At 59.1% G+C, this 12,269-nt stretch carries 15 protein-coding genes; 6 read left to right on the forward strand and 9 right to left on the reverse strand.

All coding sequences use genetic code 11. The annotated features are described in order from the left end of the window. Positions 1-166: 166 nt before the first annotated feature. The 4 genes from AB4P91_RS01750 to AB4P91_RS01765 form a co-directional block, all read right to left on the reverse strand. Positions 167-535: a glyoxalase superfamily protein gene (locus AB4P91_RS01750; protein ID WP_395604194.1), complete on the reverse strand. Its 369-nt coding sequence runs from the start codon at positions 533-535 to the stop codon at positions 167-169. Positions 536-653: 118 nt separating this feature from the next. After that, positions 654-2,111 carry an amidohydrolase family protein gene (locus AB4P91_RS01755; protein WP_395604195.1) on the reverse strand — a complete coding sequence of 486 codons (1,458 nt, stop codon included), beginning with the start codon at positions 2,109-2,111 and terminating at the stop codon, positions 654-656. Between the two features lies 1 nt (position 2,112). Continuing rightward, the gene (locus AB4P91_RS01760; protein ID WP_047299666.1) at positions 2,113-2,973 is read right to left on the reverse strand and encodes a MurR/RpiR family transcriptional regulator; all 861 of its coding nucleotides are present in this window, start codon (positions 2,971-2,973) and stop codon (positions 2,113-2,115) included. Positions 2,974-2,988: 15 nt separating this feature from the next. Next, positions 2,989-4,338: a GntP family permease gene (locus AB4P91_RS01765; protein WP_395604196.1), complete on the reverse strand. Its 1,350-nt coding sequence runs from the start codon at positions 4,336-4,338 to the stop codon at positions 2,989-2,991. Between the two features lie 350 nt (positions 4,339-4,688). On the opposite strand from AB4P91_RS01765, the gene AB4P91_RS01770 reads away from it, so the two are divergent. After that, a complete protein-coding gene (locus AB4P91_RS01770) occupies positions 4,689-4,850 on the forward strand; it encodes a hypothetical protein (RefSeq protein WP_273878320.1) in 162 nt (53 codons plus the stop codon). 9 nt (positions 4,851-4,859) lie between these two features. On the opposite strand, the gene AB4P91_RS01775 is transcribed toward AB4P91_RS01770, so the two are convergent. The 4 genes from AB4P91_RS01775 to AB4P91_RS01790 all read right to left on the reverse strand — a co-directional run bounded on the left by AB4P91_RS01775 (position 4,860) and on the right by AB4P91_RS01790 (position 8,243). Further along, positions 4,860-5,477, reverse strand: coding sequence for a Fic family protein (locus AB4P91_RS01775; protein ID WP_047299665.1), 618 nt, complete (start codon positions 5,475-5,477; stop codon positions 4,860-4,862). 139 nt (positions 5,478-5,616) lie between these two features. Then, positions 5,617-6,510 carry an NAD-dependent epimerase/dehydratase family protein gene (locus AB4P91_RS01780; protein ID WP_395604197.1) on the reverse strand — a complete coding sequence of 298 codons (894 nt, stop codon included), beginning with the start codon at positions 6,508-6,510 and terminating at the stop codon, positions 5,617-5,619. Between the two features lie 103 nt (positions 6,511-6,613). After that, entirely contained in the window at positions 6,614-7,525 is a 912-nt protein-coding gene (locus AB4P91_RS01785) for a LysR substrate-binding domain-containing protein (protein ID WP_395604198.1), read from the reverse strand. Between the two features lie 127 nt (positions 7,526-7,652). Continuing rightward, the gene (locus AB4P91_RS01790; protein ID WP_042557548.1) at positions 7,653-8,243 is read right to left on the reverse strand and encodes an NAD(P)H-dependent oxidoreductase; all 591 of its coding nucleotides are present in this window, start codon (positions 8,241-8,243) and stop codon (positions 7,653-7,655) included. 184 nt (positions 8,244-8,427) lie between these two features. Between AB4P91_RS01790 and AB4P91_RS01795 the strand changes: the two genes are divergently transcribed. Continuing rightward, a complete protein-coding gene (locus AB4P91_RS01795; protein WP_042557547.1) occupies positions 8,428-8,742 on the forward strand; it encodes a putative quinol monooxygenase in 315 nt (104 codons plus the stop codon). Here the strand turns inward: AB4P91_RS01795 and AB4P91_RS01800 are convergent. After that, on the reverse strand, positions 8,732-9,496 hold the full coding sequence (locus AB4P91_RS01800) for a sulfite exporter TauE/SafE family protein (RefSeq protein ID WP_395604199.1): 765 nt from the start codon (positions 9,494-9,496) through the stop codon (positions 8,732-8,734). The genes AB4P91_RS01795 and AB4P91_RS01800 overlap by 11 nt on opposite strands. 230 nt (positions 9,497-9,726) lie before the next feature. Here AB4P91_RS01800 and AB4P91_RS01805 point away from each other — a divergent pair, with 230 nt between their 5' ends. The 4 genes from AB4P91_RS01805 (at position 9,727) to AB4P91_RS01820 (ending at position 12,106) form a co-directional block, all read left to right on the forward strand. Then, the gene (locus AB4P91_RS01805) at positions 9,727-10,608 is read left to right on the forward strand and encodes a LysR family transcriptional regulator (RefSeq protein WP_395604200.1); all 882 of its coding nucleotides are present in this window, start codon (positions 9,727-9,729) and stop codon (positions 10,606-10,608) included. 45 nt (positions 10,609-10,653) lie between these two features. Beyond that, entirely contained in the window at positions 10,654-11,229 is a 576-nt protein-coding gene (locus tag AB4P91_RS01810) for an NAD(P)H-dependent oxidoreductase (RefSeq protein WP_395604201.1), read from the forward strand. Positions 11,230-11,277: 48 nt separating this feature from the next. Further along, positions 11,278-11,649, forward strand: a complete 372-nt coding sequence (locus AB4P91_RS01815; protein WP_395604202.1) for a MerR family transcriptional regulator — start codon at positions 11,278-11,280, stop codon at positions 11,647-11,649. Positions 11,650-11,755: 106 nt separating this feature from the next. Then, entirely contained in the window at positions 11,756-12,106 is a 351-nt protein-coding gene (locus AB4P91_RS01820; protein WP_023969491.1) for a cupin domain-containing protein, read from the forward strand. Positions 12,107-12,269: the final 163 nt, after the last annotated feature.

A 12,269-nucleotide genomic window follows, 5' to 3' on the forward strand; every position in this document is an offset into this window, starting at 1 on the left:
CGGGGGGAGAGGGGGCCGACCGAGTTGTCTGGCGGTGTACATCGACCTGAACGTGCGAGTCGATTATGGATTCAGCAAAGCAGATTCAGGTCGGCGTAATACGCGAGCATCCCCCAATCAGTCCCCTCTCCCTCTGGGAGAGGGTTAGGGTGAGGGGATTCCAAGCTCACACACTAATCGCATTGGTAAACACCAACCGATTCCCAAACGGATCGGCAATGGTCATGTCCTGACTGCCCCACGGCGTCGCCTGAATCTGCGGATGGGAGAACTTGTATTCCTTGGCCACCAATTGCTGCTGAAATGCCTCAAGTTCATCGGTCTCGATGCGCAACGCCGAACCCGGCGAGGCATCGCCATGGTGTTCGGATAAATGCAGCACGCATTCACCACGCGACACCTGCAGATACAACGGGAAGTTCGCTTCGAAACGATGCTGCCAGTCGATCTTGAAACCGAGGAAGTCGACGTAGAATTCTACGGCTTTGACTTCATCGAAAATCCGCAGGATCGGGGTGGTTTTGCCGAAGCTCATGGGGTGCTCCCTGACTGGTTGGCCCAAGAGTGTAGCCGGGCTGGATGTCAGCACTTCGGCTTGTTGGTGGTTTTCTTTAGTTGCAATGTGCCACTACTGTGACGCACTGCGCGAAACGTCAACGAAAGCCGTCGCGCAAATCGCCTTGGCGCGCAAGAAACCGTCCTTCCCTTCGACCATTTGCCTGACCATCGCTGTAACTCAAAACACCGTTGATCCACACCCCGTCAATCCCCTGCGCCGCCCGTTGCGGATCATGGAAATCCGCAACATCGCGCACGGTCGCCGGATCGAACAACACCAAATCCGCCCAGTTGCCTTCGCGAATCTCGCCTCTTTCCTTCAAGCCAAACCGCGCCGCCGACAGACCGGTCATCTTGTGCACCGCCGTGTGCAGCGGAAACAGTCCGACGTCACGACTGAAATGTCCAAGCACCCGTGGGAAAGCGCCCCACAGGCGTGGATGCGGGAACGGGTCTTCCGGCAGTCCGTCAGAGCCCACCATCGACAGCGGATGCGCGAGGATTCTTCGTACATCCGCCTCGTCCATGCCGTAATACACCGCGCCCGCCGGTTGCAGGCGTTTGGCGGCGTCGAGCAGCGGCAGTTTCCATTCGGCGGCGATGTCGATCAGGTCGCGACCGCTGACTTGCGGGTGCGGCGTCGACCACGTGATGGTGATGCGGTGGGCGTCGGTGACTTGTTTCAGATCCAGCGTCGAGGAACTCGCCGCATACGGGTAGCAATCGCAGCCGACCGGATGGGTTTTCGCCGCCTCCTCCAGCGAAGCAAGCAATTGCGGACTGCGCCCCCAGTTGCCGACACCGGCACACTTGAGGTGGGAAATGATCACTGGCGATTTGGCGTGGCGCCCGATCTGAAACGCCTCATCCATCGCCTCCAGCACCGGGGCAAATTCGCTGCGTAGATGAGTGGTGTACACCGCGCCGAATGCCCTCAGTTCTTCGGTCAGTTGCATGACTTCATCGGTGGAGGCGTTATAGGCGCTGGCGTAAGCCAGACCTGTGGACAAACCAAGTGCGCCAGCCTCAAGACTTTCGCGCAACTGCTCGCGCATCGCGGTGATTTCAGGAGGGGTTGCGGTGCGAAACAGGTCGTCGAGATGATTGCTGCGCAGCGCCGTGTGACCGACCAGTGCTGCGACGTTCAACGTAGTGTTGGCCGCTTCGACCGCCGCGCGGTAATCGCTGAACCGTGGATAAACAAACGCCGCTGCGCTGCCGAGCAGGTTCATCGGGTCCGGCGGATTGCCTTTCAAACTGACCGGCGAAGCGCTGATCCCGCAGTTACCGACAATCACCGTGGTCACGCCTTGGCTGAGTTTTGGCAGCATCTCTGGCTGACGGATGACCGCGGTGTCGTCGTGGGTGTGCACGTCGATAAACCCCGGCGCCAGCACGCGGCCGGCAGCGTCGAATTCTTCGGTGGCCTGGGCATCGCGCAGGTCGCCGATGCGCTCGATTCGACCGTTGAGAATCGCCACGTCAGCGCGATAGCCGGGTGTGTTGCTGCCATCGATGATCAGGGCGTTGCGAATCAGGGTGTCGTACAGCATGTCAGTCTCCCAGCGGCAGGTGATCGTCGCCGCCACGGTATTCGTCGAGAGCGAGTTTGATGCGCCGCAGACGTTCTTGATTGTCTTCAGGACTGGCCAGCGCCAGCTCGGTCGCGAGCACGTCGATGGCAAGCAACATGCCGTAACGCGCCGCCGTCGGTTTGTAGATGAACGAGGTTTCTGCGCCTTGCAGCGGCAGGACGATGTCGGCCAGTTCCGCCAGTGGCGAATCGGCGCGAGTGATGGCGAGGATGCGCGCGCCATAGTTGCGCGCCAGTTCGACGGTCTCCAGCAGCTCTGGGGTGATGCCGGTCAGCGAGCAGACGATGACGACCTGTTCGGCGTTGAGGCTGGCGGCGGTGACGCGCATCATCACCGCGTCATGGCAGACCGCAATCGGATAGCCGAGCCGTACCAGACGCACCTGCAATTCATCGCTGCACAGGGTCGAGCAGCCGCCCATGCCGAAGGCGTGGATCATCCGCGCCTGGCCGAGCAGTTTTACCGCATCGGCGAAGCGTGATTCGTCGAACCCGGCCAGATGCTGACGCAGAGTGGTTTCGATATCGCCGACAATCTGGCCATAAAACGCCGACTGTTCAGGCGTGCCCGCCGGGTCGAGAAAACGACTGCCGACGCCGCTGGCCTGGGCCAGTTGCAGGCGCAGATCACGCAGGTCACGGCAACCAACGGTGCGGGCAAATCGCGACAGCGTGGCGGTGCTGACTTCCGCTCGTTGCGCCAGCTCTTCGAGACTGGCGGAGGCGGCAAAGCCGACGTCGTCGAGCATCAAACGAGCGATGCGGCCCTCGCCGGCGCTGAAGGAATCCTGACGGGCGCGGATCTGGTAGAGGATGTCCATGGCGGCGGGCTCCGGTTACAGCAGGTAAGAAAGGCCGACGGTCAGACCGAAAGCGACCAGCGAGATCAACGTCTCAAGCACGGTCCAGGTCTTGAACGTCTGCGCGACCGTCATGTTGAAGTATTCCTTGATCAACCAGAAGCCGCCGTCATTGACGTGGGAAAAGATAACCGACCCGGCCCCGGTCGCCAGTACCAACAGTTCGGGGTGGGGATATCCCAGACCGATGGCCACAGGCGCGACCACGCCGGACGCGGTGGTCATCGCCACGGTCGCCGAACCGGTAGCGATACGCATCAGAGCGGCAAATAGCCAACACATGAGCAGCGGCGACAGATGAAATTCATGAGCGAGGCCGACGATCTGATCGGTGACGCCAGCGTCGACCAGTATCCGGTTCAGACCACCGCCCGCGCCGACCAGCAAGGTGATGCTGGCGGTTGGCGCCAGGCACTCATTGGTGAACTTGAGGATCGATTCGCGGTTGAAACCCTGGGCAATCCCCAGCGTCCAGAAGCTCAGCAACGTCGCCAGCAACAGCGCAATCACCGAGTTCCCGATGAACAGCAGGAACTGATTGAAACCGCTGCCCGGCGTGGAAATCAGGTTGGCCCAACCCCCGATCAGCATCAGCACCACCGGCAACAGAATGGTCGCCATGGTGATGCCGAAGCTCGGCAGTTTGTCGCGCGGTTCGCGGTCGAGGAATTGTTTTTCCAGCGGGTTATCCGCCGGCAACTGAATGCGCGGCACGATGAATTTGGCGTACAGCGGGCCGGCGATGATCGCCGTAGGAATCCCGATTGCGATTGCATACAACAAGGTCTGCCCGACCGACGCCTGATACGCCTGCACCGCCAGCATGGCGGCCGGGTGCGGCGGCACCAATGCATGCACCACCGAGAGGCCGGCAACCATGGGCAAACCGACCATCAGGATCGAGACACCCACCCGTCGCGCCACGGTGAACGCAATCGGCACCAGCAACACAAAACCGACTTCGAAGAACAGCGGCAGCCCGACCAGAAACGCGATGCAGACCATCGCCCAGTGCGCGTTCTTCTCGCCGAACTTATCGATCAACGTTCGCGCCATCTGATCCGCGCCACCAGACTCGGCCATCATCTTGCCGAGCATCGTCCCCAGCGCCACCACCAGCGCAATGTGCCCGAGCGTCTTGCCGACCCCGGCCTCATACGCACCCACCACACCCGACGGCGGCATGCCCGCCACCAGTGCCAGACCAATGGAAATCAGCGTGATGACAATGAACGGATTGAGCCGATAACGGGCGATCAACACGATCAAAGCGATGATGGCCACGGCGGCATACACCAGCAGCCAATAGCCGAAAGAAGGCGTCATGCGGTACTCCTCGAAAGGGTCACGTTCGAATGGGTTGTGAAACTCATAAATCATTTCGAGATCGAGATTTCAAACCGTATGAAAGTAATTTTCGCGGAGAGGCAAAAGGTGTCGCGGATGGATATGTCTTGTCGTGATTAATGAAAATTGGGGGCGGGATTTTCATGGCTTTGCGGCAAACACAAAACCCTGTGAGAGCTGGCTTGCCAGCGATGACGGCTGCACATTCGACATCGATGCTGGCTGGTCGGCCGCTATCGCTGGCAAGCCAGCTCCCACAGGTTTAAGGGGTATTCTGAAAATTGAGGCAAGCGCTATACTCGCCTGACGTTCTCTATCGAGCCCTCGCCATGACAACTGCGCGCCGCACCAGAAAAAAGCTGACTGCCGAAACGTTAATCCGCGCGATCGCCAGCTCGACAGCCATAGAGACCGGTCAAAGTGTCGAGACAATCGAGCGCAAGCTCAAAGTCAGATCCAGCAAGTTTCTGCACCTTTCCCTGGCCAAATAGCCTTTTATCTCAAGTCCACAACGCCTGCCGCACCCAATACTCCATGGGTTCGTAGTTGCAGTTCAGCCCCTGATTGATTGCTGCAAAATAAGCCTCCCTGTTTCGTTCCCAACTGCTGTAGTCAAGCGGCACGTAGCCCGCCTGCACGGCCATGACATCCGCCAATAATCGCGAGAGGCGCCCATTACCTTCGCGAAAAGGATGAATCAGGATGAACTCCACGTGCGTTACAGCGATGGCCCGAATCAGATTTTCATCCAGATCAGGTCTACACGGTGTGTATTTGGTAAGACAGTCCTTTTCAAATCCATCGAGCAATCGAGCGATCTGCGGCGCAGCGGCGAAGAAGAAGCCATCCTTGCCCAAATTTACCGCGCGGATCTCGCCAGCCCATGGATAGATATTGCCCAGCCAGTGTCGATGCCAATCTTTCAAATCCTGGACAGTTATTGGCCGATCAGGCAAATGCTCTATGAGTACAGATTGGTAAAGCTTTTCTAGCAGAACAAGTTCTGCATCATCCATGTCTTCAGGATCGGTAATTCCCAGCTTATTGCTCAGCACTTGCTCATTCGAACCGGCCTGAAAGCTGCTCTGAGCCCCTTCTGCGTCGTAACGATTAATCATCCTTGTACCTGCTGAACTGCAATGTTCAGAGCACCATAGGACTGACGTAATACAAGAGCAAAGCCTGAAACAAAAACGGCTGCCCGATGGCAGCCGTTCTGAAGGTTGATGACAAAGCATGGCGGGGCCTAAACGCCAATCACACCATTTCGTTACGAATCCATTCAACCACCGATGTGCGTTTCGGCGTCCAGCCCAGCAGTTCGCGGGCGTGTTTGCCGCGTACCCGGCTGTTGGAGCCGAGGCCGTAGTTGGCCATTTCATAGCCCCACTCGGCTTCGGCGTCTTGCAGTGGCCAGTCTTGTGGCTGGCCCAGGTTGAGGGCTTGTGCCATGGCGGTGGTCATGTCGATGAACGACGCTTCGCCACTTTCGACAAAGTAGAACGTGCCCGGGACGTTTTTGGTCAGCGCCAGCAGGTACAGGGCAACGACGTCTTCGATGTGTACGTTGGACCAGATGTTCTGACCCGTGCCGACGTGGCGAACCACAGCGCTTTTGCGCGCCTGTTTCAGCAAGCGCGGCAATTGCACGCTGTCGCGGTTGACGCCCAGGCTGTGGCCGTAGATCAAGGTGTTGCAGATGACGGCCGAATTCACGCCGTCCTTCGCGGCATCGAGGATCAGGTTGTCGATGGCCACGCGTGCGGCTTTGTCGACGGTCGGCTCGGGGAGGTTGTCTTCGTAGTAGATGACGTCGCTCGACTTGCCGCCGGATGCATCACCGACGATGCTCGAACCGCTGGTGTGCAGGAACACTTTGCTGGAGCCGCGCAAAGCGTCGAGCAAGGCTTCGACCGCGGCGCGGTGGTCGCTGCTGGCGGCGTTGATCACTGCGTCGGCAGCGCGGGCCTGTTCGGCGAGCAGTGTTTTGTCGTCGAGGGTGCCGATCACCGGGGTGATGCCCAGTGCCTTGAGTTCATCGGCCTGTTCGGCGCTGCGCACCAGCCCCGTGACGTTATGCCCGGCCTGAACCAGACCGGTAGCGATGGAGCCGCCGATAAAACCGGCAGCGCCGGTGACGAATACGTTCATGGAGAAACTCCCTGCGTGAGTAAGTGATGGGACGAGTATCGACCGACGACGGCGGCCGAAAAACCCGCGCTCGCCCAAATCACTGTTGCGCAGAGGTCACGAATCAGCCTTTGAAATCGGCGCTGGCGTAAGCCGCGAGTTTGCTCTGGATGAAGTCGAGGAAGCACTGAATCCGCAGCGCCAGTTGCGAGTTACGGTAGTAAACGGCGTTGATCGGTTGGCGATAACCACTGTTGAATTCCGCCAGCACGACCTTCAAACGCCCGGCGCGGATGTCGTCGATGGTCATGAAGTGCGACAGGCACGCGATGCCCTGCCCTTCCAGCGCCAAGTGCCGAACGGTTTCGCCGCTGGAGGCGCTGATGGCCGGGGTGATGGGCCAGCGGTCACCGTGCACGTAACGCAACGGCCACTGATTGAGGCCTTCGTTCTGGGTAAAACCGAGCAAGGCGTGTTCGCTGAGGTCGGCCACTTGCAGCGGCGTGCCGTGGGTTTTCAGATAGGCAGGGCTGGCGACGATCAGCAGCGGACTGCAACCCAGCGACCGCGCATGCAATGTCGAATCGGCGAGGGTACCGATGCGGATGGCGACGTCGGTGCTTTGTTCCAGCAGGTCAATGATCAGGTCATTGCTGTTGAGTTCGAGCTGGATGTCCGGGTAGAGCCGACGGAATTCGTCGATGTAGGGCACGACGGCATGCAGCATGAACGGCGACGCGGCGTTGATCCGCAGGCGTCCGGACGGGGTTTGCTGGCGTGAGGACAGGCGTTCTTCGAGTTGTTCCATCTGATCGAGAATCAGCTTGGCCTGGTCAAAGAAATACTTGCCCTCCTCGGTCAGGTCCATGCGCCGCGTGGTGCGGTTGATCAGCGTGGTATCAAGCTTGGCCTCCAGCCGCGACAACGTGCGGCTGACCGCCGACGGCGTCTGCCCGACCTGCTCGGCGGCGGCGGAAATCGAACCGCACTCGATCACACAGACGAAAATCTGCAACTCATCGGATCTGGCTTTCACGGGTGTCCTCTTTGAAATCGCCAAGATCGCAGCCTTCGGCAGCGCCTACAGTGAAATGCGTTCCCCTGTAGAAGTTGCCGAAGGCTGCGATCTTTTGCTGTTACAACCGATAGTAGCCCGAAACCACTCAAGCCTTGAGGCCAAACACCTCGCTCAAATGCTGCTCGTAGCGCGCCACATCATTCTCGATGTTCGGGCGCTTCATCACGTCAACACACAGAAACGTCGGCAACCCGGTCATGCCCAGAAACTCATTGGCCTTGTGAAACGGGAAGTACACCGCGTCCACGCCCTTGGCTTCGAAGAAGTCAGTCGGGTCATCGAAGGCTTGCTGCGGGGCGTTCCACGTCAGCGACAGCATGTATTGCTTGCCCTGGACCAGACCACCACTGCCGTACTTCTGCGACGCATCGGAACGGGTGCGACCATCGCTGGCGTAGAGGCTGCCGTGGCCTTCGGTGAAGACTTCGTCAATGTACTTTTTTACCGTCCACGGCGCGCCCATCCACCAGCCCGGCATCTGATAAATGATCACGTCGGCCCAGAGGAATTTGGCGACTTCTTCAGCAACGTCATACCCCTCGTCGATGAAGGTCGTCTTGACGTCGACACCGCCGCGATCCAGCACGCTCAGCGCGGTTTCGTGCAGGGTGGTGTTGTAACGACCGTCGGAGTGAGCGAATTTTTTACCGCCATTGAGCAACAACACTTTTTTCATGAGAAAGCCTCGGCGCAGCCATTAGGCTGGATGGAGAAGGGAAAATGGAATGGCGGCAGATTAACGATCCGCCTCGCGCGGAATAAGCCGTGGTTGCGCAAAATACATTTGAGTAAAACGCACGAATCGGACGCAGATTGTTGCCGTAGGATTGGCCGCCATCTGAACTTGAGGAGTGTTATCGATGAGTGAACGCCTGGGTTTTATCCTGCACGCCAAAACCCGCCCGGAAAAAGCCGCGGCTTTCGAAGCGCTGTTCCGCGCCTATGTCGAGCCAAGCCGCGCCGAGCCGGGCTGCATCGAATATCACATGCTGCGCGACAAAGAAGATCCGACGCTGTTCATCTTCTATGAGATCTGGGCATCCCAGGCGCATCTCGATGTGCACTCGAACCTGCCCCACATGAAGCAGTTTTTCGAGCAGCGCATGGAGTTTCTGGAGCGAGATTTCGACATTCGCTCGATCGACATGCTCAGTGAATCGTCGGCTAGCCGCTGATCAGCAAGTGGGCGCCGAGCGCGCCCAGACCGATGAAGAACACCCGCTTGAACAGCACCGCGCTGATTCGCTGACGCAGCCATTGGCCGAGCAATATGCCAAGCACTGCCGGAACCAGCGCCAGCAGCGAGGCGCTCAATTCACCGCCACCCAACGCGCCACGCCAGAGCAAGCCGCCGGCCAACGCCAGGGTCGAGACGGTAAACGACAGGCCGAGCGCCTGCACCAGTTCGTCGCGATTCAAACCCAGCGCTTGCAGGTATGGCACAGCGGGAATCACGAAGACCCCGGTGGCCGAAGTGATAACGCCGGTGATCACCCCGCAGACCGGGCCAAGCCATGGCTCATGGCGCGGCTTTATGTGCAGCGTCGGCAGCAATAGCCCGCTCAACGCATACAGCAACAGTGCCGCGCCTAATCCGCGTACCACCCAATGTCCGCCGACCATGCCGATCGATAACGTGCCGATACCGGTGCCGAGGAAAATCATCAGAAGCATCGGCCAGAGGCGTTTGATCAATCCTTTCAAGTGTCCGCCGAACGCCAGTTGCCAGACGTTGGTCAATGTTGCCGGGATGATCAGCAATGCAGCAGCCTGTGACGGAGCCATAGCCAGACCGAGCAGCCCCATGGCAACGGTGGGCAGGCCCAGGCCAATGACGCCCTTGATCAGACCGGCGAGCATGAAGGTGGCAATAACCAGCAGGGACAGGTTCAGACCGAGGTTCTGGTAGAAGCTTGCGAGTGTGTTCATGGTGCAACTGTGCGCCAGATGAGTCGGGCTGGAAATCTGCCATATACTGAGGCTGCCTCTGCCGTTACAAGAGGCTCACAGTATTATTGAAGCCACTGGCCCCATCGCTGGCAAGCCAGCTCCCACAGGTTTATCGGTTGCATTCAAAACCTGAGTACACACAAAACCCTGTGGGAGCTGGCTTGCCAGCGATGGGGTCTATCCATAAACCACAAAACCAGAGGCTGCCCATGCACTTCGACCTCACCGACCTGCGCCTCTACCTGCACATCCTCGACACCGGCAACATCACCGCCGGCGCCGCTCGCAGTCACCTTTCGCTCGCGGCGGCCAGTGCGCGAATTCGTGCGATGGAAGCCTCACTCGGCGCTGACTTTCTGGAACGCGGTCGCCGTGGCGTCACCCCGACACCGGCCGGCAAAGCGTTGGCCCACCACGCACGCATCCTCCTGCAACAAGCCGACCGTATGCAGCAGGATCTCGCCGAATACGCGCAAGGCGTCAAAGGTCAGGTGCGGTTGTTGTGCAACACCACCGCAATCACCGAGTACCTGCCGGAAGTGCTCGCGGGCTTCCTGCGCAGCCATCCCAATCTCGACATCGACCTGCAAGAGCTACCCAGCGCCCGCATCACCCACGCCTTGCGTCACGGGGCGGCGGATCTTGGGATTGTTTCCGACGCGGTCGACACCAGCGACCTACAAACCCAGCCCTTTCGCGACGATCCACTGGTACTGATTCTGCCGCTGGATCACCCAATGTCTGACGCCGTCGAGGTCAGTTTCAGTGATGCCTTGCGCTACGACTTCGTAGGACTGAGCGCCGACAGCGCACTGGCGATCTATCTTGAAGAACAGGCGTTGCACAGCGGCTCGCGCATGCAGATCCGCATTCGTGCCGACGGTTTCGACGGCGTGATGCGCATGGTCGGCCACGGGGCCGGACTGGCGATCGTGCCGCTGGCTGCCGTCGAGCGCGCAACGCCGCGCTCACTCAAAAGCATTGCCCTCGACGAGCCTTGGGCGCGCCGCACGTTGCTGCTCTGCGCGAAGGATTTCAGCGCGCTGCCGAGTTACGCCAAAGCGCTGCTGAAAGCCTTGACTCTCCCCTAAGGGGCAAACTTCATCCTTGGCTTTTTTACAGCAGGGACGATGACCATGGGCAAACGCATTCTGCTGATTCTCGGCCATCCTTCTACCACGAGTTTTTGCGCTGCACTTGCTGAGCGCTACGCTCAATCAGCACTCGATGCCGGACACGAGGTGCGACAGTTGCGCCTGGGCGAGATGGTTTTCGACCCGGTGTTGCGAGACGGTTATCAACAGATCCAGACGCTGGAAGATGACTTGAACGCGGCACAATCCGACATCCTCTGGGCCGAACATCTGACGCTGGTTTACCCGATCTGGTGGGGCGGTATTCCGGCGCTGCTCAAAGGTTTTTTTGACCGGGTGTTGCTGCCGGGGTTTGCTTTCAAATACCGAAAAGGCAAAGCGTTCCCCGACAAGTTGTTGAATGGCCGCACCGCGCATTTGCTGGTGACCATGGACACACCACCCTGGTATTACCGCTTGATCTATCGCATGCCCGGACTGCATGAAGTACGCAAGACTACCCTCGAATTCTGCGGGATCAAACCACTGCGCACCCTCACGTTCGGCCCCGTGCTCGGCTCAACCGATCAGCAACGAAGAAGCTGGTTGCAACAGGCTCAGGCTATCGCACGCCGCTGAGTCTGCCGATAATGCGCCGCGCTGTTACTTGTTGAAAAAAGGACTTTTATGTACATCGGCCAAGCCGCGCAACGTTCCGGCACCACCATCAAAAGCATCCGCCACTACGAGTCGATCGGTCTGTTGCCCACACCCCGGCGACAGGGTATCTACCGTCTCTACGATCAGCAGAGTGTCGAACTGCTGATCTTCATCAAGTGCGCAAAAGACATGGGCTTTCGGCTCAAGGAGTTGCAGGCGATCTTCGGCGAACATCACGGTGAGGCGATGCCGTGGGCGTTGGCACAACAAGCCATAGAAGCGAAAAAAAGCGAGATCAACCGCACCATGGCCGAACTCACGCGCCAGTACGCGCAACTCGAAGGGTTCGAAGTCGAGCTGGAGCGAGCCAGAGTCGAATGCCCGCTGGAGAAACTCTAACGATCTGCGCGTTTCTGAGCAGCTCGATGTCGAGCACAGACAACTGACCGGCGACCGGGCGCTATAGGGTGCGACTTCAGTTCACAGCCCACAGCCCGGAGTTCTCATGACCGCGACCGCCCCTATCACCGTTTTGCGCGATACCCATCCGCTGCCGGTACTCGACGCCTGCAAATGGGAAAAACTCGAAGGCGACCCGCACACCGTCAACCTCAACGCCTACACCAGCGAAGACGGCAGCAAGATCATGGGCACCTGGATCTGCACGCCGGGCAAGTGGCGCGTCGATTATGTGAAGTGGGAATACTGCCATTTCCAGGAAGGCTACTGCGTGATCACCCCCGACGGCATGGAACCCATCCACCTGCGCGCCGGCGACATCTTTGTGGTTGAGCCGGGGATGAAAGGCACGTGGGAAGTGGTCGAGACGGTGCGCAAATATTTCGTGTTTGCCTGATGCAAAAAAGCCGGGGAACCACCCGACGTGGTTTCCCGGCAAACAATATCAGATACACGCAATTCTCTTGTGGGAGCGAGCCTGCTCGCGAAAGCGGACGGTCAGTCACTTCCTTGTTGAAGCGACCGCCGTCATCGCGAGCAGGCTCGCTCCCACAGTTTGT

It is taken from the genome of Pseudomonas sp. B21128 (assembly GCF_044218865.1).
GTDB lineage: Bacteria > Pseudomonadota > Gammaproteobacteria > Pseudomonadales > Pseudomonadaceae > Aquipseudomonas > Aquipseudomonas iridis.

Bases quoted from the DNA above. Each gene is read 5' to 3' on its own strand.
- AB4P91_RS01815 (WP_395604202.1), top strand. From the start codon at position 11,278: ATGTACATCGGCCAAGCCGCGCAACGTTCCGGCACCACCATCAAAAGC.
- AB4P91_RS01790 (WP_042557548.1), bottom strand. From the start codon at position 8,243: ATGAAAAAAGTGTTGTTGCTCAATGGCGGTAAAAAATTCGCTCACTCC.
- AB4P91_RS01760 (WP_047299666.1), bottom strand. From the start codon at position 2,973: ATGGACATCCTCTACCAGATCCGCGCCCGTCAGGATTCCTTCAGCGCC.
- AB4P91_RS01775 (WP_047299665.1), bottom strand. From the start codon at position 5,477: ATGATTAATCGTTACGACGCAGAAGGGGCTCAGAGCAGCTTTCAGGCC.
- AB4P91_RS01780 (WP_395604197.1), bottom strand. From the start codon at position 6,510: ATGAACGTATTCGTCACCGGCGCTGCCGGTTTTATCGGCGGCTCCATC.
- AB4P91_RS01750 (WP_395604194.1), bottom strand. From the start codon at position 535: ATGAGCTTCGGCAAAACCACCCCGATCCTGCGGATTTTCGATGAAGTC.
- AB4P91_RS01765 (WP_395604196.1), bottom strand. From the start codon at position 4,338: ATGACGCCTTCTTTCGGCTATTGGCTGCTGGTGTATGCCGCCGTGGCC.
- AB4P91_RS01810 (WP_395604201.1), top strand. From the start codon at position 10,654: ATGGGCAAACGCATTCTGCTGATTCTCGGCCATCCTTCTACCACGAGT.
- AB4P91_RS01820 (WP_023969491.1), top strand. From the start codon at position 11,756: ATGACCGCGACCGCCCCTATCACCGTTTTGCGCGATACCCATCCGCTG.
- AB4P91_RS01795 (WP_042557547.1), top strand. From the start codon at position 8,428: ATGAGTGAACGCCTGGGTTTTATCCTGCACGCCAAAACCCGCCCGGAA.
- AB4P91_RS01805 (WP_395604200.1), top strand. From the start codon at position 9,727: ATGCACTTCGACCTCACCGACCTGCGCCTCTACCTGCACATCCTCGAC.
- AB4P91_RS01800 (WP_395604199.1), bottom strand. From the start codon at position 9,496: ATGAACACACTCGCAAGCTTCTACCAGAACCTCGGTCTGAACCTGTCC.
- AB4P91_RS01770 (WP_273878320.1), top strand. From the start codon at position 4,689: ATGACAACTGCGCGCCGCACCAGAAAAAAGCTGACTGCCGAAACGTTA.
- AB4P91_RS01755 (WP_395604195.1), bottom strand. From the start codon at position 2,111: ATGCTGTACGACACCCTGATTCGCAACGCCCTGATCATCGATGGCAGC.